Annotated in this window: 19 protein-coding genes; 13 read left to right on the top strand and 6 right to left on the bottom strand. The window is 71.7% G+C overall.

All coding sequences use genetic code 11. From position 1 onward, the window contains the following. Positions 1-2: 2 nt before the first annotated feature. Positions 3-2558 (bottom strand): serine/threonine-protein kinase, encoded by a 2556-nt coding sequence (locus tag ACSC1Q_RS02015; protein WP_436756892.1) that lies wholly within the window; start codon positions 2556-2558, stop codon positions 3-5. 331 nt (positions 2559-2889) lie between these two features. On the opposite strand from ACSC1Q_RS02015, the gene ACSC1Q_RS02010 reads away from it, so the two are divergent. Next, positions 2890-3885 carry a chorismate mutase gene (locus tag ACSC1Q_RS02010; protein WP_436756891.1) on the top strand — a complete coding sequence of 332 codons (996 nt, stop codon included), beginning with the start codon at positions 2890-2892 and terminating at the stop codon, positions 3883-3885. A 20-nt stretch (positions 3886-3905) separates the two neighbouring features. On the opposite strand, the gene ACSC1Q_RS02005 is transcribed toward ACSC1Q_RS02010, so the two are convergent. Next, on the bottom strand, positions 3906-4229 hold the full coding sequence (locus ACSC1Q_RS02005) for a PadR family transcriptional regulator (RefSeq protein WP_436756890.1): 324 nt from the start codon (positions 4227-4229) through the stop codon (positions 3906-3908). Between the two features lie 177 nt (positions 4230-4406). On the opposite strand from ACSC1Q_RS02005, the gene dnaE reads away from it, so the two are divergent. Together dnaE and ACSC1Q_RS01995 are read left to right on the top strand one after the other, a co-directional pair. Further along, entirely contained in the window at positions 4407-7928 is a 3522-nt protein-coding gene (gene dnaE, locus ACSC1Q_RS02000; RefSeq protein WP_436756889.1) for a DNA polymerase III subunit alpha, read from the top strand. 150 nt (positions 7929-8078) lie between these two features. Continuing rightward, on the top strand, positions 8079-9380 hold the full coding sequence (locus ACSC1Q_RS01995; protein WP_436756888.1) for a serine hydrolase domain-containing protein: 1302 nt from the start codon (positions 8079-8081) through the stop codon (positions 9378-9380). 156 nt (positions 9381-9536) lie between these two features. Here ACSC1Q_RS01995 and ACSC1Q_RS01990 read toward each other — a convergent pair whose 3' ends face one another. Next, complete coding sequence (locus tag ACSC1Q_RS01990) at positions 9537-11870, bottom strand: transglycosylase domain-containing protein (protein WP_436756887.1); 2334 nt, start codon at positions 11868-11870, stop codon at positions 9537-9539. A 52-nt stretch (positions 11871-11922) separates the two neighbouring features. Beyond that, entirely contained in the window at positions 11923-13239 is a 1317-nt protein-coding gene (gene murA / locus ACSC1Q_RS01985) for a UDP-N-acetylglucosamine 1-carboxyvinyltransferase (RefSeq protein ID WP_436756886.1), read from the bottom strand. A gap of 107 nt (positions 13240-13346) precedes the next feature. Between murA and ACSC1Q_RS01980 the strand changes: the two genes are divergently transcribed. Beyond that, on the top strand, positions 13347-13898 hold the full coding sequence (locus ACSC1Q_RS01980) for a hypothetical protein (protein ID WP_436756885.1): 552 nt from the start codon (positions 13347-13349) through the stop codon (positions 13896-13898). A gap of 38 nt (positions 13899-13936) precedes the next feature. Here the strand turns inward: ACSC1Q_RS01980 and ACSC1Q_RS01975 are convergent, their stop codons facing one another. Further along, a complete protein-coding gene (locus ACSC1Q_RS01975) occupies positions 13937-15325 on the bottom strand; it encodes an amidase (RefSeq protein ID WP_436756884.1) in 1389 nt (462 codons plus the stop codon). A 160-nt stretch (positions 15326-15485) separates the two neighbouring features. Further along, positions 15486-15986, bottom strand: a complete 501-nt coding sequence (ybaK, locus tag ACSC1Q_RS01970; RefSeq protein ID WP_362842810.1) for a Cys-tRNA(Pro) deacylase — start codon at positions 15984-15986, stop codon at positions 15486-15488. Between the two features lie 99 nt (positions 15987-16085). Between ybaK and hisD the strand changes: the two genes are divergently transcribed. From hisD to ACSC1Q_RS01925, 9 genes are all read left to right on the top strand, one after another. After that, positions 16086-17393, top strand: a complete 1308-nt coding sequence (gene hisD / locus ACSC1Q_RS01965; RefSeq protein ID WP_436756883.1) for a histidinol dehydrogenase — start codon at positions 16086-16088, stop codon at positions 17391-17393. A 94-nt stretch (positions 17394-17487) separates the two neighbouring features. Then, positions 17488-18558 carry a histidinol-phosphate transaminase gene (locus tag ACSC1Q_RS01960; RefSeq protein WP_436756882.1) on the top strand — a complete coding sequence of 357 codons (1071 nt, stop codon included), beginning with the start codon at positions 17488-17490 and terminating at the stop codon, positions 18556-18558. A gap of 5 nt (positions 18559-18563) precedes the next feature. After that, complete coding sequence (gene hisB / locus ACSC1Q_RS01955; protein ID WP_436757236.1) at positions 18564-19193, top strand: imidazoleglycerol-phosphate dehydratase HisB; 630 nt, start codon at positions 18564-18566, stop codon at positions 19191-19193. A gap of 37 nt (positions 19194-19230) precedes the next feature. Beyond that, positions 19231-19386, top strand: a complete 156-nt coding sequence (locus tag ACSC1Q_RS01950; RefSeq protein ID WP_350950340.1) for a CG2302 family histidine operon protein — start codon at positions 19231-19233, stop codon at positions 19384-19386. Beyond that, a complete protein-coding gene (hisH, locus tag ACSC1Q_RS01945; RefSeq protein WP_436756881.1) occupies positions 19380-20015 on the top strand; it encodes an imidazole glycerol phosphate synthase subunit HisH in 636 nt (211 codons plus the stop codon). The genes ACSC1Q_RS01950 and hisH overlap by 7 nt, the downstream gene beginning before the upstream one ends. A 181-nt stretch (positions 20016-20196) precedes the next feature. Next, positions 20197-20538 carry a hypothetical protein gene (locus ACSC1Q_RS01940; protein WP_436756880.1) on the top strand — a complete coding sequence of 114 codons (342 nt, stop codon included), beginning with the start codon at positions 20197-20199 and terminating at the stop codon, positions 20536-20538. A 4-nt stretch (positions 20539-20542) separates the two neighbouring features. Then, the gene (gene priA, locus ACSC1Q_RS01935) at positions 20543-21265 is read left to right on the top strand and encodes a bifunctional 1-(5-phosphoribosyl)-5-((5-phosphoribosylamino)methylideneamino)imidazole-4-carboxamide isomerase/phosphoribosylanthranilate isomerase PriA (protein ID WP_436756879.1); all 723 of its coding nucleotides are present in this window, start codon (positions 20543-20545) and stop codon (positions 21263-21265) included. A 10-nt stretch (positions 21266-21275) separates the two neighbouring features. Then, entirely contained in the window at positions 21276-22046 is a 771-nt protein-coding gene (hisF, locus tag ACSC1Q_RS01930) for an imidazole glycerol phosphate synthase subunit HisF (protein WP_436756878.1), read from the top strand. 53 nt (positions 22047-22099) lie between these two features. After that, positions 22100-23035 carry an RICIN domain-containing protein gene (locus ACSC1Q_RS01925; RefSeq protein ID WP_436756877.1) on the top strand — a complete coding sequence of 312 codons (936 nt, stop codon included), beginning with the start codon at positions 22100-22102 and terminating at the stop codon, positions 23033-23035. The last annotated feature ends 211 nt before the right edge of the window (positions 23036-23246 follow it).

Genomic DNA, 23246 nt, shown 5'->3' with positions numbered 1-23246 from the left:
GCTCACTTTTTCGAGGAGAAGGTCGCGGTGAACCCTTCGAAGAGATGCATGTTCTTCTTCGCGTCCTTGGCCAGGGTATGCCAGTAAATCGCATACCCCCGGCCGCCCTTGGTGACGAACCCCCGGTTGATCACGCGAGCCTTGCCGGAGCTGGTGTTCCAGGTGAACTCCCAGTCGGCGGCCTTCTCCATGTACTTGACGTTCGCGATCTTGATCCGCTGGTAGCCGGAGAAGTTGCCCCGGACGGCCCTCTCCTGGTTCTCCCAGTCCTTCTTCGGATCGGGGTTCGCCTTGTCGACGTACTCGACGAAGACGAAGCTCGTCCGGTCGGGGCCGCGGAACCACACCTGCTGGCCGGGCCGTTTCTCCACGGCCCACCCCTTGGGCAGGCCGATCGAGAAGCCGTTGCCGTCCTTGTGCATTCGCCATCCGGACGGGAGGGCGGACTTCTTCTCCGTCTTGGTGGGGCTCGGGCTGGACGAGGGGGACGCCGAAGGCGACTCCGAGGAGGAGGCCGACGAGGACGGCGACGTCTCCGGGTCCGGCGAGCCCTCCGGCGTCGTCTCGGCGGTGCCGCTCGGAGCGTTCGACGCGCTGGACGCGCTCGGCTCGCCAGGCCTGGCCTGCGGGGTCTCGTCGCCGTCGCCGCTGCGCAGGCCGAGCCAGCCGGCGATCCCGCCGACGATCAGCAGCGCGGGTACGAGCACCAGCAGACCACGCCTCACCGGGGAGCCGCCCGGCCCTCGCGAGGCGAGCGTGTCGTGGTTCCCGGAGTAGGCGCCGCCGCCTCCCGCGTGGGGGGGCGCGAGCTCCTCGCGCGGAGCGGGCTCGGCCCTGGAGGCGGAGACGGGCTCCACGACGGGTTCCGGCCTCGGCGCGGGCTCCCGCCCCACGGGCGGGAAGGGGTTGGGACGCGCGGCGGGCTTCTGGCGCGCGGCTTCCTGCTCCCCGGCCGGGGGGGCGCTCTCACGGCTCGCCCGGGGCGCGGGCCGCCGCCCGGCGGTGGAGCCGGGAACCGCCGCGCCGGGGGACGCGGAGGCCGCCGTGCCCGGCCTCGCCTCGCGGGCCGCCGCGACGTCGGCGGCGGGTTCGGGCTTCGGGTCGGCGGCGGGCCTCGGCTTGGGAGCGAACCTCGCCAGGATCGGGGGCGCGGCCGCGGCCTCGGGCTCCGGGGCGGGTTCGGGTTTCGGGGTGGTGGCGGGCCTCGGCTTGGGGGCGAACCTGGCCAGGATCGGGGGCGCGCTCTCGGCGGGGGCCACCGGGGGAACGGGCGTGCCCTCGGCGGCGGGACGGCTCGCCTTCGGGTCCGTTTCCGCGTCGGAGCCCTGCTCGGAGTCCGGCGCGGAGACCTGGGCACCCGCTCCGGCGGCCGAGACGGGAGCTCCGGCTCCGACCCCGGCAGCCTGGCCGCTCTTCGCGGCGGACGCGTCCTTCTCGGGCGCCTTCTCGGGCTCCTTCTTGGGTTCCTCAGCCTTCCCGGGCCTCTCCACGGCACCGGCCGCCGCGGGGGCGGACTCCTGCCGCGCGTCCTCGGCGGGCGCCTTCGGGATGGCCTTCCGCGGCTCCTCGCGGCGCGCGGGCGGGGCGTCTTTCTGCTGAGCCGGGGGTACCGAGTCCAGCTTCGCGCCCGTCTCGGGGACGGCGCCGGGCCGGAAGCCGACTCCGGGGTCGGTCTCGTCCGCCGGGCTCACGGCCGGCATGACGGCGGTCCTCGCGGGCCGGCCCCGGTCGCCGTCGCCCTCGGCCACCCGGCGCAGCAGCCGCTCGGCCTCCTTGTAGGGCATGCGCAGCGCCGGATCCTTGCGGAGCAGCCCTTCGAGGACCGGGGCGAGCGGCCCGGCGTGGGCCGGGGGCTCGGGCTCGTCGTTCAGGATGGCGTGCATGGTCGGCAGTGCCCCGCCCCGGTCGTGCGGGGGCCTGCCCTCGACTGCGGCGTACAGGGTCGCGCCGAGCGACCACAGGTCGGACTCGCGCTGCGCGCTGCCGCCCTTGATGCGTTCCGGCGGGATGAACGCGGGGGTGCCCGCGATGCCGGTCATGGTCAGCGCGGTCTCGGCTTCGAGGGTCGCGATGCCGAAGTCGGTCAGCACCACCCGGCCGTCGTCGGCCAGCAGCACGTTCTCCGGCTTGACGTCGCGGTGCAGCACTCCCTGGGCGTGGGCGGCGCGCAGCGCCTCCAGCAGCTTGAGGCCGATCTCCGCGACCCGGCGCGGCGGCAGCGGGCCGTCCTGGCGCAGCACCTTGCCGAGGGAACGCGACTCCACCAGCTGCATGACGATCCAGGGACGCCCGTCCTCCTCGACGACGTCGTGGACGACCACCACGTTCGGGTGCGCCAGGCGACCGGCGGCACGCGCCTCGCGCTTGGTGCGCCGGTTGAAGTCCTCCTGGTTGTCCTCGCCGAGCATGTCGGCGTAGCGGACCTCCTTGATCGCGACCTCGCGGTCGAGGAGCTCGTCATGGGCCCGCCACACGATGCCCATGCCACCCCGGCCGATGGCTTCGAGCAGGTGGTAGCGGGAGGCGATACGGCGCCCCTCGGGCTGTGCTTCGGCCATCAACCGGCTTACCTCCTTCTGAACCCCCGAATACTCTCATAGCCCGGTAAAGTGATCGACTCACCCGGCTCTGGAAAGGTCCATATCTTGAGATCCGATGTCCAGTACGTGGCGGATGTCGGGAAGGTGACCTAAGATTGGCCGCATGACCTGTCACTTTGTGTCCAATGGCTCGGCTCCGGAGAGCCGATCGTGACAGTGTTGAACTAGCGACCGGACGGAGCAGGCACGAGGCGGAGACGCGAAGTCTCTGCCTCTTTCTCTGTCCGAAGTCCCTTTCCGAACGGCCGCCGGCTCGCGGGACGCGCGTCGGCCGAACATGGGGAGCCTCATGTCGTCCACCGCACGGTACGCCACCCACCGTGAACGCGCGGCGATACGGATGGGCACGCTCACGGTGGGCGCCGGACCGGCCGTGGTGATCGGCGGGCCCGGCGCGGACGCCCACTGGATCAGCCTGCGGGACCACCACGGACACGGCCGTGCGACAGTCTTCGCAACCTCCGCAACCTCCGCAACCTTCGCGCCCGAGGCCGTGGCGGCGGCCCGCGCCCAGGGGACGGGGCCGGTCCTGGTGGAGCCGTCCTCGGCGGAGGACCTGCCGCTGATCGCCGAGGGGGCCGACGGCGCGGTGGTCGGCGCGGCCTGGATGCGCGACTCCGCGCTGGTACGCGCCACCGCCGGGCTCGGCCTGCCGGTGCTCGTCCAGCGCGACCCCCGCGCGACGCTGGAGGAGTGGCTGGAGGTCGCCGGTCACTGCGTGGCGGAGGGCAACGACGGGATCGTGCTCTGCGAGGGCGGCGGCCGCGCCTACCCGGGGGGAGCCGCTCTCGACCTGGCCCTGCTGCGCGCCGCGTGCGAGAGGTCGGGGCGCCCCGTGCTGGCCGGGCTCGGCGCCGACCCCGCGCTGGCCGCCGCGGCGATCGCCGCCGGGGCCGACGGCCTGCTCCTCGACCCCTCCGCCACCGAGCGGGACGCGCTGGCCGCCCGCGAGGCCGTGCGGATCGTCGGCGCCCTCACCCGCAGGGAGAGCCCCGACTCCGTGCGCGCCGCCCGCGAGGCCATCGACCGCGTCGACGCCGCCCTCGCCGTCCTCCTGGAGCGCCGCGCCGAGCTGGCCGGGACCATCCAGCGCCTCAAGCCCGTCGGGGGCTTCGCCGGTCGCGACGCCGACCGCGAGCGGCGGCTGGTCGCCGAGATGGCCCGCCGCGCCCCCGTCCTGGGCGAGGCCAGGCTCGCCCCCATCATGAACGCCGTCATCGAGGCGGGCCTCCACCTCGCCGAGGAACGCCGGTCGGCGCCCCAAGACCGAGCGCCCCGGGACTGAACGCCCCAGGGCCGGCCGGTTCACATGACTTCCGGCCGTAGGTCGAGCCGGTGCCGGGCGGTGGCGGCGAGGCGGGTCAGCCGGGCCGTCTCCTCGGCCAGGACCGTGCGGCCCTCGCCCCTGAGGCCGTAGTAGCGCCGGTGGCGGCCGTCGACGACCTCCTCCTTGACCACGCCGATCAGGCCCTCTCCCGACAGGCGGTCCAGGGCGCCGTAGAGGGTGCCGGCGCCGAGCCGCACGCGCTCCTCCGACAGCTCGCGCACCGTCCTGGCCACGCCGTATCCGTGCAGCGGGCCCTCGGACAGGGCCAGCAGGATCAGGTAACTCTGCTCGCGTAGCGCCATGGGCGATATATATCGTTACTCGTACTATGGAGCAAGGGTAGACCTCGCGCCGGGAGGTCCGGGGCGTCGCGGGGGAAGAGGCGACCTGGAGCACACCCGGCGCACAGGGCACTTTCGAAACCCAGATTTGGATACGCTTTCCCCGCCGACGGTGCGACTAGGGGAGGACGGGGCCGCATGTCAGACTCGTTTGTGCATCTGCACGTTCACACGGAATACTCCATGCTGGATGGGGCCGCCCGTTTGAAGCAGATGTTCAAACAGGTCGGTGACCTGGGCATGCCCGCCATCGCGATCACCGACCACGGCAACATGCACGGCGCCTACGACTTCTACAGGCAGGCGACCGGGGCCGGGATCAAGCCGATCATCGGCATCGAGGCCTACGTCGCCCCGGCCTCCCGGCACCAGAAGAAGCCGGTGCTGTGGGGCGAGCCGCACCAGAAGCGCGACGACGTCTCCGCGGGCGGCTACTACACCCACATGACCATCTGGGCGAAGAACGCCACGGGCCTGGGCAACCTGATGAAGCTCTCCTCGCGCGCCTACACCGAGGGCTTCGTCCGCAAGTGGGCCCGGATGGACGCCGAGATCCTCGCCGAGCACGCCGAGGGCCTGATGGCCACCACCGGCTGCCCGTCGGGCGAGGTGCAGACCCGCCTGCGCCTGGGCCAGTACGACGAGGCGGTCGCGGCGGCGGCCAGGTTCCAGGAGCTGTTCGGCAAGGACAACTACTACCTGGAGATCATGGACCACGGGCTCGACATCGAGCGCCGGGTCCGCGAGGGCCTGACCCGCATCTCCAAGGAGCTGAGCATCCCGCCGCTGGTCACCAACGACTCCCACTACACCTACGAGTCGGACGCGACCTCGCACGACGCGCTCCTGTGCATCCAGACCGGCAAGCAGCTGTCCGACCCCGACCGCTTCCGCTTCGACGGCAGCGGTTACTACATCAAGAACGCCGACGAGATGCGCGCCGTCGACTCCTCGGACCTGTGGGCCGAGGGCTGCCGCAACACCCTGCTGGTCGCCGAGAAGGTCGACCCGAGCGGCATGTTCGGCTTCAAGAACCTGATGCCCACCTTCCCCCTGCCCGAGGGGGAGACCGAGGAGAGCTGGTTCCGCAAGGAGATCTGGTCGGGCATGGACCGGCGCTTCCCCGAGGGCGTCGACGATGAGCACCGCACGCAGATCGAGTTCGAGATGGGCGTCATCCTGCAGATGGGGTTCCCCTCCTACTTCCTCGTGGTCGCCGACTTCATCATGTGGGCCAAGAACAACGGCATCCGGGTCGGCCCCGGGCGAGGCTCGGCCGCGGGCTCGCTGGCCGCGTACGCGCTGGGCATCACCGACCTCGACCCGCTGCCGCACGGGCTGATCTTCGAGCGGTTCCTCAACCCCGACCGCGTCTCCATGCCCGACGTCGACATCGACTTCGACGAGCGCAGGCGCGGCGACGTGATCCGTTACGTGACGGAGAAGTACGGCGCCGACAAGGTCGCGATGATCGCCACCTTCGGCACCATCAAGGCGAAAGCGGCCATCAAGGACGCGGCTCGCGTCCTCGGGCACCCGTACGCGCTGGGTGACAAGGTCTCCAAGGCGTTCCCGCCCGCGGTGATGGGCAAGGACATCCCGCTGTCGGGCATCTTCGACAAGGACCACCCGCGCTACAACGAGGCGGGCGAGCTGCGCAGGCTGTACGAGGAGGACGTCGACGTCAAGTCGGCGATGGACCTCGGCAGGGGCCTGGAGGGCCTGATCCGGCAGACCGGCGTGCACGCCGCCGGGGTCATCATGTCGGCGGAGGTGCTGACCGACTACATCCCGATCATGCGCCGCGACTCCGACGGTGTGATCATCACGCAGTTCGACTACCCGACCTGCGAGACGCTCGGCCTGCTGAAGATGGACTTCCTGGGCCTGCGCAACCTCACGATCATCGACGACTGCCTGAAGATGATCGAGGCCAACACCGGCGAGCAGATCGACCTGCTCAAACTGCCGCTGGACGACCGCAAGACGTACGAGCTGCTCGGCCGGGGCGACACCCTGGGCGTGTTCCAGCTGGACGGCGGCGGCATGCGGTCGCTGCTGCGGCTGATGAAGCCCGACAACTTCGAGGACATCTCCGCCGTCGGCGCCCTGTACCGGCCGGGCCCGATGGGTGCCAACTCCCACACCAACTACGCGCTGCGCAAGAACGGCCAGCAGGAGATCGTCCCGATCCACCCGGAGTTCGAGGAGTCGCTCCAGGAGATCCTCGGCACGACGTACGGCCTGATCGTCTACCAGGAGCAGGTCATGGCCATCGCGCAGAAGGTCGCCGGGTTCTCGCTCGGCAAGGCCGACCTGCTGCGCCGCGCGATGGGCAAGAAGAAGAAGTCGGAGCTGGACAAGCAGTTCGAGTCCTTCGAGCAGGGCATGAAGGACAACGGCTACTCGGCGGCCGCGATCAAGACGCTCTGGGACATCCTGCTGCCCTTCTCCGACTACGCCTTCAACAAGGCGCACAGCGCCGCGTACGGCCTGGTCTCCTACTGGACCGCCTACCTCAAGGCCAACTACCCGGCCGAGTACATGGCGGGCCTGCTCACCTCGGTCAAGGACGACAAGGACAAGTCGGCCCTCTATCTGAACGAGTGCCGCCGGATGGGCATCAAGGTGCTGCCGCCGGACGTCAACGACTCCGACTTCGACTTCACCCCGCGCGGCACCGACGTCCGGTTCGGCCTGTCGGCGATCCGCAACGTCGGCGGCAACGTGGTCGACGGGATCATCGCCGCGCGCCGGGAGAAGACCCGCTTCGCCGACTTCAAGGACTTCCTGCGCAAGGTCCCCATGGTGGTCTGCAACAAGCGGGTCATCGAGTCGCTGGTGAAGGCCGGTGCCTTCGACTCCTTCGGGCACGTGCGCAAGGGCCTGGTGATGATCCACGAGCAGGCCGTCGACAGCATCATCGGGATCAAGAAGAACGAGGCCCAGGGACAGGACTCCCTGTTCGGCGCCGTCGAGGGAGCCGAGGACGAGACCTTCGACGTGCAGATCCCGGTGGGCGAGTGGGACAAGAACACCCTGCTGCAGTTCGAGCGGGAGATGCTCGGCCTGTACGTCTCCGACCACCCGCTCTTCGGCGTGGAGCACATCCTCGCCTCCGGCGCCGACTGCACCGTCGCCGCGCTGCAGGACGAGCACCGTCCCGACGGCCAGGTCGTCACCGTCGGCGGCATCCTGAGCGGCCTGCAGCGCAAGGTCACCAAGAAGGGCGACACCTGGGTCCTCACCCAGCTGGAGGACCTGGAGGGCGCGATCGAGGTGATGATCTTCCCGTCCGCGTACCAGCTCTGCGCGACGGTGCTCGCCGAGGACGCGATCGTGTTCGTCAAGGGGCGCCTGGACAAGCGCGAGGACGTCGGGAAGATCATCGCGATGGAGGTGACGGCGCCCGACCTGACCCGCGAGGCCGGTGGCCCGCTCGCCGTGAGTCTCGCGCTGGCCCGCTGCACCCCGCCGGTGGTCGGCCGCCTCAAGGAGGTGCTGACCGCGCACCCCGGCACCACCGAGGTGCACCTGCAGGTCCACAACGGTCCGAAGACCACCATCGTGCGCCTCGACGACCGCCTGCGGGTCTCGCCGTCCCCGGCCCTGATGGGCGACCTGAAGCAACTGCTCGGCCCCGCCTGCCTCGGAGCCTGACGCGATCCATGTGACATTTTGCATCGGGGCGCGCCCCGGCCCTCGTCCTGGCGGACCAGGAACAGGTCGTCCGCGGTGAGGAGGGCGGGCCGGGCCGGAATTGCGATGATCGTTATGTCGTACATTCCGGATCTGAGGAGCTGACAGCCGATGACTCTCGCGCGACTTCCCCACCGTGGACGGACGATCGCCGGCCTCGGGTTGAGCGCGATACTCGTGACCTGGGCCGTCGCGCCTCCCGCGTCCGCCGAACCCGTACCCGCGCCCTCGGTGTCCGCCGGGCGGGAGACCGGGCTCGACCGCGAGGCGCTCCGGCTGAGCCTCGCCGCGATGCACGAGGCCGGCATGTACGGCACCTACTCCGCCGTCCGGGACGGCGGGTCGAAGTGGCTCGGGGCGGCGGGCGTCGCCGACGTGCGGACCCGGCGGCCCGTCCACCCCCGGATGGTCCACCGGGTGGGCAGCATCACCAAGACCTTCACGGCCGTGGCGATCCTCCAGCAGGCCGAACGGGGCCGCGTCGAGCTGGACGCGCCCGTCGCCCGCTATCTCCCCGGCCTGCTGCCGGACGACCTCGGGCAGAGGACCACGGTCCGGATGCTGCTCAACCACACCAGCGGCATCGGCGACTACATCGCGGGCGCCTTCCCCTCCCTCCTCGAAGCCTCCCCGCGGAGCCTCGACGAGAACCGGTTCCGCAGGATCAGCCCGGCGGAGCTGGTGAGGTTCGCGCTGGAGGCACCCCGAACGGGCGAGCCGGGGCAGGGGTGGTCGTACTCCAACGCCAACTACGTGATCGCCGGCCTGCTCCTGGAGAAGGTGACCGGCACCGGCGCGGAGGCGTACATCACCCGGCACGTGATCCGGCGGGCCGGGCTGCGCGACACGTCCTTCCCGCGCACGCCGGTCATCCCCGGGCCGCACTCCAAGGCGTACGAGGCGCTGTACGGCTACATCGACCCGCCGCGCGACTACAGCGTCTACGACATGTCGTGGGCGGGCACGGCGGGTGCCGTCGTCGCGACCATGGAGGACCTCAACCGGTTCTACCGGGAACTGCTGGGCGGCCGGCTGCTCGCCCCGGCGCAGCTCGCCCAGATGCGGACGACGGTGCCGGTCACCGACGCCGAGGGCAACGTCATCATGAACTACGGTCTCGGCGTCTACGCCCAGGACCTGCCCTGCGGCCGGTTCTGGGGCCACGACGGGGGAGTGTTCGGCATGGGCACGGTCTCCCTGTCCACCGAGGACGGCCGGCGCCAGCTCTCCCTGGGGTTCAACCTGATGAAGTACCAGAGCGTCGACGAGAACGGCGACATCCAGCCGCACGCGATCGACTACGCGATGGCGAGCCACCTCATGCGGGCGCTGTGCGGGCCGCTCGCGGCGACGGCGAAGGGCTCCCGGCCTCCGGTGCTCCTGCCGACCCAGCAGGTGCTGGTCAAGCGCTGACCCGCCGGTCGGCCGGTTCCGGGGGGGGGACGGTGTCCGGGCGCGCGTCCGCCGACCGGGTGCCGGGTGGCGGGGGCGGCGAGGGGCTTCCGGTGCTCCTCCCGTCTCGGCAGGTCGAGCGGTCCGGCGTCCGGGCACCGGTTCACCAGGCACCGGTCAGCGGGGGCGGTCGCGCCAGTGGGGGGTTCGGTACCCGCGGTGGGCGCCGTTCCCCCGGTACCGGCGCTCCTGCCGGTAGCGCCGCTCCTCCCGGTACCCGCGTCCGTCCCGGTACCTGTACTCCTCGCGGAAGCGGCGTCCGTGGTCTCCCCGGGCGCCGCGACGCCCCTCGGCGTCAGCGCCCTCGGCGCCCTCCTCCTCGCGTTCCCTGGCCAGGGCCTCCTTCATGCCTGGGGTGAACCCGCCGCCGAAACGGCCCATGTCGGGATGGTGGAAGCGGGTCTCGCGCGTGCCGTCGAGAGCGGCCGACATCGACGAGACCCAGATCGGTCCCGGCAGGGAGGCGCCCTGCACCGCGCCGAAGTACTCGTCGCCGATCTCGACGTCGGTCAGCGGGTAGCGGTACGAGCCCCGGATGTCGCCCACGCTGACCGCCGCCGCCAGGTCGGGGGTGTAACCGGCGAACCAGGCCGAGGTGTAGCCGTTGTTGGTGCCCGTCTTGCCCGCGGCCGGGCGGCCGATGTCCTGGCCGGTCATGGTGCCCTTGGTGAACACCCCGGCCAGCAGGTGGTTGACCGCGTCGGCCACGTCGCGCTCGATCGCCCGCGCGCAGCTGGGCGGGACCTTGAAGCGCCTGCCGTCCCGCTCGACGATCTCGACGATGGCCATCGGGCGGCAGTAGCGGCCCCGCGCCCCGAACGCGGCGAACGCGGCCGCCACGGTCACCGGGTCCATCTCGTTCACGCCGAGGGTGAAGGTCGGCACCTCCCGCAGCGGGGTGCCGTCGGCGCGGGCGATGCCCAGCGCCCTGGCGGTCGTGACGACCGGGCACAGGCCCACCCGCTGCTCCAGCATCATGTAGAAGATGTTCACCGACTTCCAGGTGCCGGTGGACAGGCTCTGCGGGCCGCCCTTGCCCTCGCCGCTGGCGTTGAAGATCTCCGCGCCGGGGTCGTTGACCTTGCGGCCCTCGCAGTCGGTGAAACCGCTGCCGGGGACGAAACTGCCCGGCGTCATGAAGCCCTGGTCGAACCGCCAGCCCTGGGCCAGCGCGGTCGCCAGGGTGAACACCTTGAACGTCGATCCCGCCTGGAAGCCCTGGCCGCCGCCGTGCGCCATGTCGGCGGCCAGGTTGTAGGTGGTGTCGGGGCCGTTCTTGGTGTTCGCTGTATTGCCGCCGTTGCTGCCGTACCGCTTGCTCGCCGCCATGGCCCGGATCCGGCCGGTGCCCGGCTGGATCATGGCCTCGGCCGCGACCTCGGTGTCCCTCCTGCCGACCCTCGCGGCGATGGCGCGCTGCGCGGCCCGCTGCGCCTTCGGCGCCAGGGTGGTGCGCAGCACGATGCCGCCCCTGGCCAGGCGGCGCTCCCGCTCCGCGCGGGTGGGGCCGAAGGCCGGGTTGGTCAGCAGCTCCCGGTGCACGTAGAGGCAGAAGTAGGGGTAGACGCTCCCCTGGCAGCCGCCGGGTTCCGGCTTGAGGCGGATGGCCAGCGGGCGCCTCTTGGCGGCCTCGGCCCGCGCCGGGGTGACGTACGACAGCTGGGCCATCCGGTCCAGGACGATGTCCCTGCGCTCGCGCAGCCGCTCCCTGCGTTTCAGGTCCAGAGACGGGTCGGTGGCGTACGGCGTGCGGACCGCGCCGGCCAGCGTCGCCGCCTGGGGCAGGGTGAGCCGGGCGGCCGGGACCGAGAAGAACCGCTGGGCGGCGGCCTCCACCCCGAAGGCGCCCGCGCCGAAGTAGGCGATGTTGAGGTAGCGCTCCAGGATCTCGGCCTTGCTGTACTTGCGCTCCATCGCCAGCGCGTACCGCAACTCCGTGATCTTGCGCTGGACGCTGGGCGCGCGGGCCTGGGCGCGTTCGGTGTCGCTCTCGGAGTTCTCGACCAGGATGTTCTTCACGAGCTGCTGGGTGAGCGAGGACCCGCCCTGCCGCACCTCGCCCGCCTTGGTGTTGGTGACCAGGGCGCGCAGGGTGCCCTTGATGTCCAGGCCCGCGTGCTCGTAGAAACGCGAGTCCTCGATCGCCACGATCGCGTCACGCATGACGGGGGCGACCTGGGCGAGCGTCACGACCGTCCGGTTCTCCGTGTAGAACTGGGCGAACCGCTTGCCGTTCCTGTCCAGCAGCACGGTGCGCTGGGGGAGCGGGTTCTCCCGGGGGCTCGGGGGCAGGTCGGTGAGGGTCCTGGTGACGTTGTTGACGGTGAGCCCGGCCGTGCCGACCAGCGGCAGCGCGGCCAGGGCGGCGAGCAGCCCGCCGAACACCCCGCAGGCCAACAGCCCGCGCAGGCACGCGCCGGGACCACGTCTCACCTCTGGGCGCGATGTCACGCATAGTAACGTGCGACCGGGTGATCACCCACAAACGCCCGATTGCCAATCCTTACCCGTCCTGCACCTTTTCTCGACTGATCTTCAGCCCGAGCGAGGCGAACTGCTCGAACGGCCGGTGGTAGCCCCGTTCGATGTGGTGCACCCCGCGCAGCGTGGAGGTGCCCTCGGCGGCGGCGGCGGCCAGCACGGCCGAGAACCCGGCCCGGATGTCGGGCAGCGTCACATCGGCGCCGCTCAGCCTGGACACGCCGCGCACGACCGCCGAGTGCTTGGCGTTGGTGTCGTGGTATCGGCAGGCGGGGCCGCCGAGGCAGACGTCGAACACCTCGATCTCGCAGCCCATCCTCTGCAGCGCGGGCACGTAGACCAGGCGGTTCTCGAACACCGTCTCGTGCAGCACCGACATGCCCTGGGCCTGCGTGAACAGCACCATCAGGGGCGTCTGCCAGTCGGTCATGAACCCCGGGTGGGTGTCGGTCTGCACCGCCGCGGCCCGCAGCCCGTGCGGCGCGGACGCCGACAGGTAGTCGTCGGTGATGTCGACCTCGGCGCCCATCCTGGCCAGGGTGGTGATCGCGGTCACCAGCCGGTCCTGGGGACAGCCGTGCACCCGCACCTGCCCGCCGGTGATCAGACCGGCCGCCAGGTAGGAGAACGCCTCGATGCGGTCGCCGTTGAGCCAGGTGGAGGCGCCGTGCAGGCGCTCCACGCCCTCGATCACGATGCGCCGGTCGGGGCTCAGCTCGATGCGGGCGCCCATGCGCTGCAGGAAGAGGGCGAGCTCCACCACCTCGGGCTCCATCGCCGCGCCCTTCAGCACGGTCTTGCCCTCGGCCAGCACCGCCGACATCAGGATCGTCTCGGTGGCCCCGACGCTGGGGTAGGGCAGCTCGATCCGGGTGCCGCGCAGCCGCTTGGCCTTGGCGTACACCCCCGTGTCGCTCACCTCGACCTCGGCGCCCATCGCGCGCAGCGCCTCGACGTGGAAGTCGACGGGCCGGCGGCCGATCGGGTCGCCGCCCACCAGCGGCACGAACGCCTCGCCCGCCAGGTGCAGCAGCGGGCCGAGCATCAGGATCGGGATCCTGTTGAGACCGGTGAACGCCGCGGGGACGTGCGGGTTGATCTGCTTCCCCGGGGCGACGGAGATCTCCCCCGAGCTGATCTCCACGTCGATGCCGAGCGCCCTCAGCATCTGCGCGGTGATCCCCACCTCGCCCACGTCGGGGGCGTTCTGGATCGTGCTCTCACCGGTGCCCAGCATCGCGGCGACCATGTGCTTGGAGACGCCGTTCTTGGAGCCGCGGACCTCGACATCACCGCGGAGCGGCCCGGAGGGTTCGATCAGCCATACCTCTTCATTCACAACGCCAGAGTAACGGGATTCGGTCGAAGCCTCGGATGGCGCCGGGCCGAGGGCTATGTAACATCGGGCACATCTGCACAGAGGGTGAGGGAACCATGGTGCGCGGTGTGCGTGACTTCGTGATCACCGTGCTGGTGCTCGCGCTGGCCGGGGTCGTCGCCGGGATCCTGTGGTCGCTGGCCGCGCCGCGCGCCCCGTACGTCGCGACGAGCGAGGGGCCGCTGCTGGCCGATCCCTCCACGCAGGCGCTGATCGCCGCCGACGGCTGGTTCGCCCTGATCACCGGCGCGCTGGGGCTCGTCTGCGGGGCCGTCGGCTACAGCGTGTCGCGCGGGGGCCGCCCGCTGCCGGTGGTGGTGGGCCTGGCCGCGGGCGGCCTGGCCGGCGCGTACCTGGCGCTGGTGGTCGGGGAGACGGTCAACCTCGGGGCCGTGAGCGTCACCGCCTCGGGGACGTCCAGGCCGCTGATCGCGGGGCCGCTGGTGCTGACCGCCAGGGGGGTGCTGTTCGCGTGGCCGACGCTGGCCGCCGGTCTCTTCTTCGCCCTGGAGGGCATCGCTGGCTACCGCGACTCCCCGCTGCGCTGGCCGTTCGGCGGGAACGACCCCTACGGGCCGCTGTCGTCGTACGACATCAGCGACCGGTTCGGCGACCGGTAGGCGCCCTCGTTCCGTGCTCCCGGGGGGTGAGGGCCGGGTCAGAGGGGCGGGCGGCGTGAGCCGTGGCCGGTGGCGCGTTCGAACGCGTGGGCCAGCCGCAGCACCGCCATGTCGGCGAAGGGGCGCCCGATGATCTGCACCCCCACCGGCAGCCCGCCGGAGGTGAACCCGCACGGCACCGACGCCGCCGGGGCGTGCAGCACGCTGACCCAGTAGGCCGAGCGCATCCACGCCAGGTAGTCGGGCAGCGCCTCCCCGTTGATCTCCGAGACGTACGGGGCGTCCACCGGGAACGGCGGCACCTGGCTGACCGGCGCGATCAGGAAGTCGTAGGTGTCGAAGAAGGAGTTCATCCGCTGGTAGAGGCCGCTGCGCAGCCGCTCCGCGCGGGCCAGGTCGGCGCCGGTCACCTCGCGGCCCCGCTCGACGTTCCAGCGCACGTTCGCGCCCAGGCTCTCCTGCGGCAGGTCGCCGAAGGAGAGCGCGTAGTACCACGCCCGGTAGATCCGGAAGGCGTCCTCGGCGGCGGACAGGTTCAGGTCCACCCGCTCCACCCGCGCGCCCAGCTCCGCGAGCGTGGCCGGGGCGTCCGCGGTGACCTTGGCCGTCTCCGCGTCGACCGGCAGCCCGCCCAGGTCAGGGCTCCAGGCCACCCGCAGCCCGGTCAGGTCGAGGTCCATCGGCCCGGCGAAGGCGGAGCCGCTCCCGATGATCGACAGGGGGGAGGCGGCGTCGAACCCCGCCACCGCGCTCATCAGCAGCGCCAGGTCCTCCGCGGTACGGGCCATCGGGCCCGGCACGCCCAGGGTGAACCAGGCCGCGACGGGCGACGGCGAGGGGACCCGCCCCGGGGTGGGCCGCAGCCCCGCCACGTTGCAGAAGGAGGCCGGGTTGCGCAGCGAGCCGCCCATGTCGGAGCCGTCGGCCAGCGCCACCATGCCGGTCGCCAGCGCCGCCGCGGCCCCGCCGCTGCTGCCCCCGGCCGACTTCGACAGGTCGTAGGGGTTGCGGGTGGCGCCGAAGATCTCGTTCACGGTGTGCGAGCCGGTGCCGAACTCCGGGGTGTTGGTCTTGCCGACCGTGATCGCCCCGGCCTCGCGCATCCGCCGCACGATCGGCGCGTCGGCGTGGGGGACGTGGTCGGCGAAGATCGGGGAGCCGTACGTGGTGCGAATCCCCGCGGTGTCGGCCAGGTCCTTGTGCGCGACCGGCAGGCCGTGCAGCGGCCCCCGCCAACGGCCGCGGGCCAGGTCCCGGTCGGCCTCCTCGGCCTCCCGCCTGGCACGCTCGGCCACCAGCGTGACGATCGCGTTGACCTCCGGGTTGACCTCCTCGATCCGCCGCAGGTGCGCGTCGAGCAGCTCGACCGCGCCGACCTGTCTGGTGCGTAGCAGTTCGATCATCTCGGTAGCGGTCAAATAGTGCATCTTCCCCCCGATGGCCCTGGTCAGGTGTGTCCTGTCGTACCGAGTCTGACCGAACGCCGCCGCGCGCCGCGTCGGCAACCTTCGACAGGACCTTGCGGGGGGAGCGGGTCCGTCTTGTGGGGCCTCGCCCAGGTGGGGCCCGTGGGGCCCCGGGAGGTCGTCAGCCGGTTTTGCCGATGGGGGCGGTGACGGCCTGGGTGAGCCGGACCAACTCCGAGGGGGCGGTCTCGATCTGCAGCCCGCGCCGCCCGGCGGAGAAGTAGATCGTCGCGAAGCCGAGCGCGGAGGCGTCGACCACGGTCGGCAGGCGCCTGCGCTGCCCCAGGGGGCTGATGCCGCCGACCACGTAGCCGGTGACCCGCTCGACCTTGGCCGCGTCGGCCATCGCCGCCCGCTTGCCCCCCAGCGCCGCCGCGAACGCCTTGAGGTCGAGCTTGCCCGCCACCGGCACCACCGCGACGGCGAGCCCGCTCTCCACCTCGGCCACCAGGGTTTTGAAGATCTGCCCGTACGGCACCCCGAGGGCGTCGGCCGCCTCCTCGCCGTAGGCCTGCGCGTTCGCGTCGTGCTCGTAGGGGTGCAGGGTGAAATCGACCTTGGCCTGGGCCAGGGCCACCGTCGCGGGGGTTCCCTGGCCGCCCTTGTTCTTGCTCTTGCTCACGGGGGAAGCGTAGCGGCTGATTAAAATCTACATAGTAAAGGCGCCGTCCGGATAATGGACGAGACGATATCGGGTGGCGGACCTCCGTAGACTGAACGGGTGATTTCGCGTACCGACCTGCGAGGGCCACTGCCTGAGGACCTTCGCGACGTGCTGCCCCGCGCCGACCTCGACGTCGAAGCCGCCCTGGAGAAGGTGCGGCCCATCTGCGAGGACGTCCATCATCGCGGGGTCGCCGCCGTGCGCGAGCTGACCGCCAGGTTCGACGGGGTCGAGCTGGAGTCCACCCGGGTGCCCGCCGAGGCGATCACCGGGGCGCTGGAGACCCTCGACCCGAAGGTGAGGGCGGCGCTGGAGGAGTCGATCCGCCGCGCCCGCCTCGTCCACCGCGACCAGCGGCGCGCCGACGTCACCACCCAGGTCGTGCCCGGCGGCACCGTCACCGAGCGGTGGGTGCCCGTCGACCGCGTGGGGCTGTACGTCCCCGGCGGCCGGGCGGTCTACCCCTCAAGCGTGGTCATGAACGTCGTTCCCGCCCAGGAGGCGGGGGTGCCCTCCCTGGCGGTCTCCTCGCCCGCGCAGCGCGAGTTCGGCGGGCTGCCGCACCCGGCCATCCTGGCGGCGTGCGCGCTGCTCGGCGTGGACGAGGTCTACGCGGTCGGCGGCGCCCAGGCGGTGGCGATGTTCGCGTACGGCACCGAGGAGTGCCCGCCGGTCACCATGGTCACCGGCCCCGGCAACATCTGGGTCGCCGCCGCCAAGCGCCTGCTCAAGGGGCGCATCGGCATCGACTCCGAGGCCGGTCCCACCGAGATCGCGATCCTCGCCGACGCCACGGCCGACCCGGTGCACGTCGCCGCCGACCTGATCAGCCAGGCCGAGCACGACACGATCGCCGCCGCCGTGCTCGTCACCGACTCGGTGGAGCTGGCCGAGGCCGTCGAGGGGGAGCTGCCCCGCCAGGTCGCCGCGACCAAGCACGCCGAGCGGATCACCGAGGCCCTGTCGGGGCGCCAGTCGGGCATCCTGCTCGTCGACGACATGGAGGCCGGGCTGCGCGTCGTCGACGCGTACGCCGCCGAGCACCTGGAGATCCACGCCGCCGGGGCGCACGCCCTGGCCGCCCGGGTGCGCAACGCCGGAGCGATCTTCGTCGGCTCCTACGCGCCGGTCTCGCTCGGCGACTACATGGCCGGTTCCAACCACGTGCTGCCCACCGGCGGCTGCGCCTGCCACTCCTCGGGGCTGTCGGTGCAGACGTTCCTGCGCGGCATCCACGTCGTCGACTACAGCCGCGAGGCCCTCGCCGGTGCCGCCGCCCACGTGTGCGTGCTGGCCGACACCGAGGACCTCCCGGCGCACGGCGCGGCGATCCGCGCGCGTTTCGACTGGGAGGTGCCCTCGTGAGGGCCCTTCCGCTGATGCCCACTCGACCGGGAAGGGCTTTCCCGCCGGTGTTCACCGGGGATGTCCGTGTTCGATTTCGCTGGGAGACTTCGTCGTGAGGCTTGAAGATCTGCCGATCCGCGACGACCTTCGGGGGCGCACGCCGTACGGTGCCCCCCAGATCGACGTCCCGGTCAGGCTCAACACCAACGAGAACCCCTACGGGCCCTCCGCGTCCCTGGTCGCGGACCTGGCCGAGGCCGTACGGGCCCAGGCGGGCGAGCTCAACCGCTACCCCGACCGCGACGCGCTCGCCCTGCGCGGGGAGCTGGCCAAGTATCTGGGGCACGGCCTGGACGTGGAGCGGGTCTGGGCGGCCAACGGCTCCAACGAGGTGCTCCAGCAGATCCTGCAGGCCTTCGGCGGCCACGGCCGGGTCGCGATGGGCTTCGAGCCCTCCTACTCGATGCACCCGATCATCACCACCGGCGCCTCGACCGAGTGGATCTCCGGGGCGCGTGAGGACGACTTCGGGATCGACCCGGACAAGGCCGTCGCCGCGATCGAGGAGCACCGGCCCGACATCGTCTTCCTGACGTCGCCCAACAACCCGACCGGCACCGCCCTGGACCCGGAGGTGATCGCCAGGATCGTCGAGGCGGCGCCGGGCATGGTGGTGGTGGACGAGGCGTACTTCGAGTTCGCCCGCACCGGCACCCCGTCGGCGCTCACCCTGCTGCCGGACAACCCCCGGCTGATCGTCACGCGGACGATGTCCAAGGCGTTCGCGATGGCCGGGACCCGGCTCGGTTACCTGGCCGCCGACCCGGCGGTGATCGAGGCGCTGCTGCTGGTCCGGCTCCCGTACCACCTGTCCACGCTCACCCAGACGGCGGCGCGGGTCGCGCTCGCCCACGGCGCCGAGCTGCTCGGGGCCGTCGACGCGCTGCGGGCCGAGCGGGACGCCACGGTGGAGTGGCTGCGCGGCCGGGGGCTGACGGTCGCCGACTCGGACGCCAACTTCGTGCTGTTCGGGCTCTTCGAGGACAGGCACGCGGTGTGGCGGGGCATGCTGGATCGCGGGGTGCTGATCCGTGAGGTGGGGCCGCCCGAGTGGCTGAGAGTTTCGATCGGTACCCCCGAGGAGATGGCGGCGTTCCGCGCCGCCCTGGAGGAGATCCTGTGAGCAGCATCATCGCCGGCACCGACGGCACCGCCGTCGTGGCCGCGCCGCGTCGCGGTCGCGTCGAGCGTGTCACCAAGGAGACCTCGGTGCTGGTCGAGGTCGACCTCGACGGCACCGGGAACGTCGAGGTGTCCACCGGTGTCGGGTTCTTCGACCACATGCTGAACCAGCTCGGCAAGCACGGCCTGTTCGACCTGACCGTGAAGACCGAGGGTGACCTGCACATCGACGCCCACCACACGATCGAGGACACCTCGCTCGCGCTTGGGGCGGCGTTCCGCGAGGCTCTGGGCGACAAGTCGGGCCTGCGGAGGTTCGGCAACGCGTCCTGCCCGCTGGACGAGTCGCTCGCGGAGGTCACGGTCGACCTGTCGGGGCGCCCCTACCTGGTGCACAGCGAGCCCGAGGGCATGGCCCCCATGATCGGGCCGGAGTACGACACGACGATGACCAGGCACATCCTGGAGTCGTTCGTCGCCCAGGCCGCGATCTGCCTGCACGTGCGCGTCCCGTACGGCCGCAACGCCCACCACATCGTGGAGGCGCAGTTCAAGGCGCTGGCCAGGGCGCTGCGGGCGGCCTCGGAGCGTGACCCGCGCGCCACCGGGGTGCCCAGCACGAAGGGCGTGCTGTGACCGTTTCTCGTTCTCGTACGGGGAGGGGGGCGCGCCGGTGAGCGACAACTGGACGGCCGTCGCGATGGCCTTCGTGGCACTCTTCCTCGTCGGCGGGATCGTCTCATTCCTCAAACAGGGTCTGAAGAAGGGCGCGGTGCTGCTCGCCGCCCTCGCGGCCCTGGCGACCACGGCGGCGGTGCTCTGGTGGTGAAGAAGGTAACCGTTCTCGACTACGGCTCGGGCAACCTCCGTTCGGCGGAGCGCGCGCTGGCCCGGGTCGGCGCGGAGGTCACGGTGACGGCCGACTACGAGGCGGCGATGGAGGCCGACGGCCTCGTCGTGCCGGGGGTGGGGGCGTTCGCCGCGTGCATGGCGGGGCTGCGCGCCGCGCGGGGCGACCGGATCGTCGCGCGGCGCCTGTCGGCGGGGCGGCCGGTCCTCGGCATCTGTGTCGGCATGCAGATCCTCTTCGAGACGGGCGTCGAGCACGGCGTCACGACCGAGGGCTGCGGGGAGTGGCCGGGCACGGTGGAGCGCCTGGAGGCTCCTGTCCTGCCGCACATGGGCTGGAACACGGTGAAGGCGCCCGCCGAGACCGTGTTGTTCGCCGGGCTCGACGCCGGCACGCGCTTCTACTTCGTGCACTCGTACGGCGTGCGCTCCTGGGAGCTCCAGGCGGGACCGGGTTTCACCGACCCGCTGGTCACCTGGTCCGAGCACGGGGTGCCGTTCGTCGCGGCGGTGGAGAACGGCCCGCTGACGGCCACCCAGTTCCACCCGGAGAAGTCGGGCGACGCCGGAGCGCAGCTGCTCACGAACTGGCTCGGGACCGTCACGTGATCTCGCGGGCCGCGGGTGGGGTTTCGTTCGGGGCTCCTTTACGGTTCTCGGCGGGGTCTCCGTCCGGGGGTTCCGGCGGGGGCTCCGCCGGGTTTCCGTTCGGGTTCTCGTCCGGGGGCGCGGGCGGGTCTCCGTTCGGGGTTTCCGGCGGGTTCTCGTCCGGGGGGCCGGTGAGTTCCCGATGAGCAAGGAGCGGGCCAGGCGCAGGGCCGAGCGGGAGGCCGAGCAGGCGCGCCAGGCGGCTCTGCGTGCCGAGCGGGAGGCGCGGCTGGCGCGACGGCGCGAGCGGGTCGGCAGGGTGGTCGCGCTGCTGCCGGGCAGGCCCGTCCGTATCGTGTCCCAGGGCGGCATCATGGCCCGCCGCCGCCGGACGCAGAACGGCGTCGCGGCGGTGCTGTTCCTGATCGCCCAGGTGATCGTCTGGCTGCTGTGGTCCTCGTGGGCGGCCCGGGTCGGGGCTCTTGTCATCTCTCTGCTGTTACTACCGCTTCTCATCACCCTTGTCTTCGACCGGAGGTCGTGAACCGATGTCGCTTGAGCTGCTCCCCGCCGTGGACGTCGCCGACGGACAGGCGGTCCGCCTGGTCCAGGGCGCGGCCGGTACCGAGACGTCGTACGGCGACCCCCTGTCCGCGGCGCTGGCCTGGCAGGAGGCCGGTGCCGAGTGGATCCATCTGGTCGACCTCGACGCGGCCTTCGGACGGGGCAGTAACCGCGAGCTGCTCGCCACCGTGGTCGGCGCGCTCGACGTCGACGTGGAGATGTCCGGCGGCATCCGCGACGACGCCTCCCTGGAGATCGCGCTGGCCACCGGCTGCCGCCGGGTGAACATCGGCACCGCGGCGCTGGAGAACCCCGCCTGGTGCTCCAAGATCATCTCTGAGTACGGTGACCGGATCGCGATCGGGCTGGATGTGCGGGGGACGACCCTGGCCGCCCGCGGCTGGACCCAGGAGGGCGGCGACCTGTGGGAGGTCCTTGAGCGCCTTGAGGGCGACAACTGTCCTCGCTACGTCGTCACCGACGTCACCAAGGACGGCACGCTGCGCGGCCCCAACCTCGACCTGCTGCGCGAGGTCTGCTCCCGTACCGACAAGCCGGTGGTCGCCAGTGGCGGCGTCTCGTCCCTGGACGACCTGCGCGCCCTGGCCGCGCTGGTCCCGATCGGCGTCGAGGGGGCCATCGTGGGCAAGGCGCTGTACGCGCAGGCCTTCACCCTCGAAGACGCCCTCGCCGCCGTGAGTTCGTGAGGGGTTGCAGATGACTGTCGCGGTGCGAGTGATTCCCTGCCTGGACGTGGACGCCGGGCGGGTGGTCAAGGGCGTCAACTTCGGGAACCTCCGTGACGCGGGCGACCCGGTCGAGCTGGCTCGCCGTTACGACGAGGAGGGGGCCGACGAGCTGACGTTCCTCGACATCACGGCCTCCAGCTCCGACCGGTCGACGATGTACGACGTGGTCAGCCGGACGGCCGAGCAGGTGTTCATCCCGCTGACCGTGGGCGGGGGGGTGCGCTCGGTCGAGGACGTCGACAAGCTGCTGCGGGCGGGCGCCGACAAGGTGAGCCTGAACACGGCGGCGATCGCCCGGCCCGAGCTGCTGACCGAGGCGTCGCGGCGCTACGGGGCGCAGTGCATCGTGCTGTCGGTGGACGCCCGCCGGGTCGTCGACGGGCCGCCGATGCCGTCCGGTTTCGAGGTGACCACGCACGGCGGCCGCCGGGGCGCGGGCCTCGACGCGCTGGAGTGGGCCCGGCGGGGCGAGGAGCTCGGGGTCGGTGAGATCCTGCTCAACTCCATGGACGGTGACGGCACCCGCCACGGCTACGACCTGGAGCTGATCCGGGTCGTACGGGCCGCGGTGTCGGTTCCGATCATCGCCAGCGGCGGGGCCGGCGCCGTCGAGGACTTTCCTCCCGCGGTCGAGGCGGGGGCGGACGCGGTGCTGGCGGCGTCGGTGTTCCACTTCGGGCAGCTCAAGATCGGTGACGTCAAGGACACGCTGCGGGGGGCGGGGTATCCCGTCCGCTGACGTCGTCGAGTGCCGCGGGCGTCCCTCACCCCACTTCGTCGGGTGCGGTCGCCGTGTTCCGGTCGCTGTCCGCGCCCGACTTCGAGGCGCGGGGGGTCACGGTCGTCTCCCGGTTCGCGGTGGGGCAGCCCATGGTCTACGGCGGCGAGTCGGTGAAGCGGGTCCGGATCGGTGAGTCACTGGCCTGCAGGGAGCCGAAACCCGAACTCAGCTGGGATCTTCAGCCCGTCTGGCACGAGGGGATCCTGCACCACCGGATCGTCAACGCCGAATCGAGGCTCTGCCTGGACGTGGAGGCCAGGCTCCCTCGCCAGTCCTCCCATCTCACCAATTCCCCGTGCGACGAAGCCTCCGACGGGCAACTGTGGCGTCTGATCGACGGCACCTCCCAGGGCAGGATCGCCTCCTACGGCGGCGAACTCTGCATCGACATCGAGCAGGCGGTCCGCGATCCCGGGGTCGCACTGGTCCTGCGAAACTGTTCCGGCCGGGCCGGCCAGTACTGGCAGATCACCAGGGGCCTGCCGCCCGGCACGGGCAGCGCGATCGCCGGCGCCCAGAACGGTGACTGTGTCGACGTTCCCTTCACCGGCGGACGGCTCCTGCGCTGGGACTGCCACGGCGAGTCCAACCAGGCGTTCACCTACCAGGAGGTCTCCCCGGGGCCGGGGGCGTACGTGATCCGCAACGGGTCCGGCTGCGTGGTCCCCCAGGCGGGCGACGACGCGGCGGGGGTCGTCCGGCGGCCGATCTGCCCGAGAGGGGACCCTCCGGCCGACGCGATCTGGGACTTCGACGCGCGGGACACCGGGCGCGAGTGGCAGTACTGGGAGATCAGGCATCGCCTGACCGGCCGCTGCCTCCGGGTGGAAGGCGAGTCGTACGAGGCCGGAACGGAACTCACCCTCCGGGCCTGTGATCGCACGGACATCCATCAGCAGTGGCGCACCCCCCTGTGGGCCCGCTACCCCGACGCGCCCCGCACGTGATCGACCCGCGCGCGGCTCATGGGGTCGGCGGTCCTTGTGGGGTTCTTGGTTCGTGCCGCGTTCGGGGTTCTTGGTTCGCGCTGCGGCGGGCCGGTGCTCCGGGCGGCCGTCGTGGTGGACGTCTGGTGATTCCGGCCTCCGGCCTGCTCGGGCGCGCCGGTTGCCGGCTTCTTTCAAGCGGCCCGGAACACCGGCCCGCCTCCGCGCACGG

Source organism: Streptosporangium heterodermiicola (assembly GCF_051390675.1).
Lineage (GTDB): Bacteria > Actinomycetota > Actinomycetes > Streptosporangiales > Streptosporangiaceae > Streptosporangium.
The sequence above is the reverse complement of the archived record's forward strand: the minus strand, read 5'-3'. Positions and strand labels throughout refer to the sequence as shown.

Coding starts and splice junctions, on each gene's coding strand:
- ACSC1Q_RS02015 (WP_436756892.1), bottom strand. CDS start 2,558: ATGGCCGAAGCACAGCCCGAGGGGCGCCGTATCGCCTCCCGCTACCAC.
- ACSC1Q_RS02010 (WP_436756891.1), top strand. CDS start 2,890: ATGTCGTCCACCGCACGGTACGCCACCCACCGTGAACGCGCGGCGATA.
- ACSC1Q_RS02005 (WP_436756890.1), bottom strand. CDS start 4,229: ATGGCGCTACGCGAGCAGAGTTACCTGATCCTGCTGGCCCTGTCCGAG.
- dnaE (WP_436756889.1), top strand. CDS start 4,407: ATGTCAGACTCGTTTGTGCATCTGCACGTTCACACGGAATACTCCATG.
- ACSC1Q_RS01995 (WP_436756888.1), top strand. CDS start 8,079: ATGACTCTCGCGCGACTTCCCCACCGTGGACGGACGATCGCCGGCCTC.
- ACSC1Q_RS01975 (WP_436756884.1), bottom strand. CDS start 15,325: ATGCACTATTTGACCGCTACCGAGATGATCGAACTGCTACGCACCAGA.
- ACSC1Q_RS01940 (WP_436756880.1), top strand. CDS start 20,197: ATGAGCAAGGAGCGGGCCAGGCGCAGGGCCGAGCGGGAGGCCGAGCAG.
- priA (WP_436756879.1), top strand. CDS start 20,543: ATGTCGCTTGAGCTGCTCCCCGCCGTGGACGTCGCCGACGGACAGGCG.
- hisF (WP_436756878.1), top strand. CDS start 21,276: ATGACTGTCGCGGTGCGAGTGATTCCCTGCCTGGACGTGGACGCCGGG.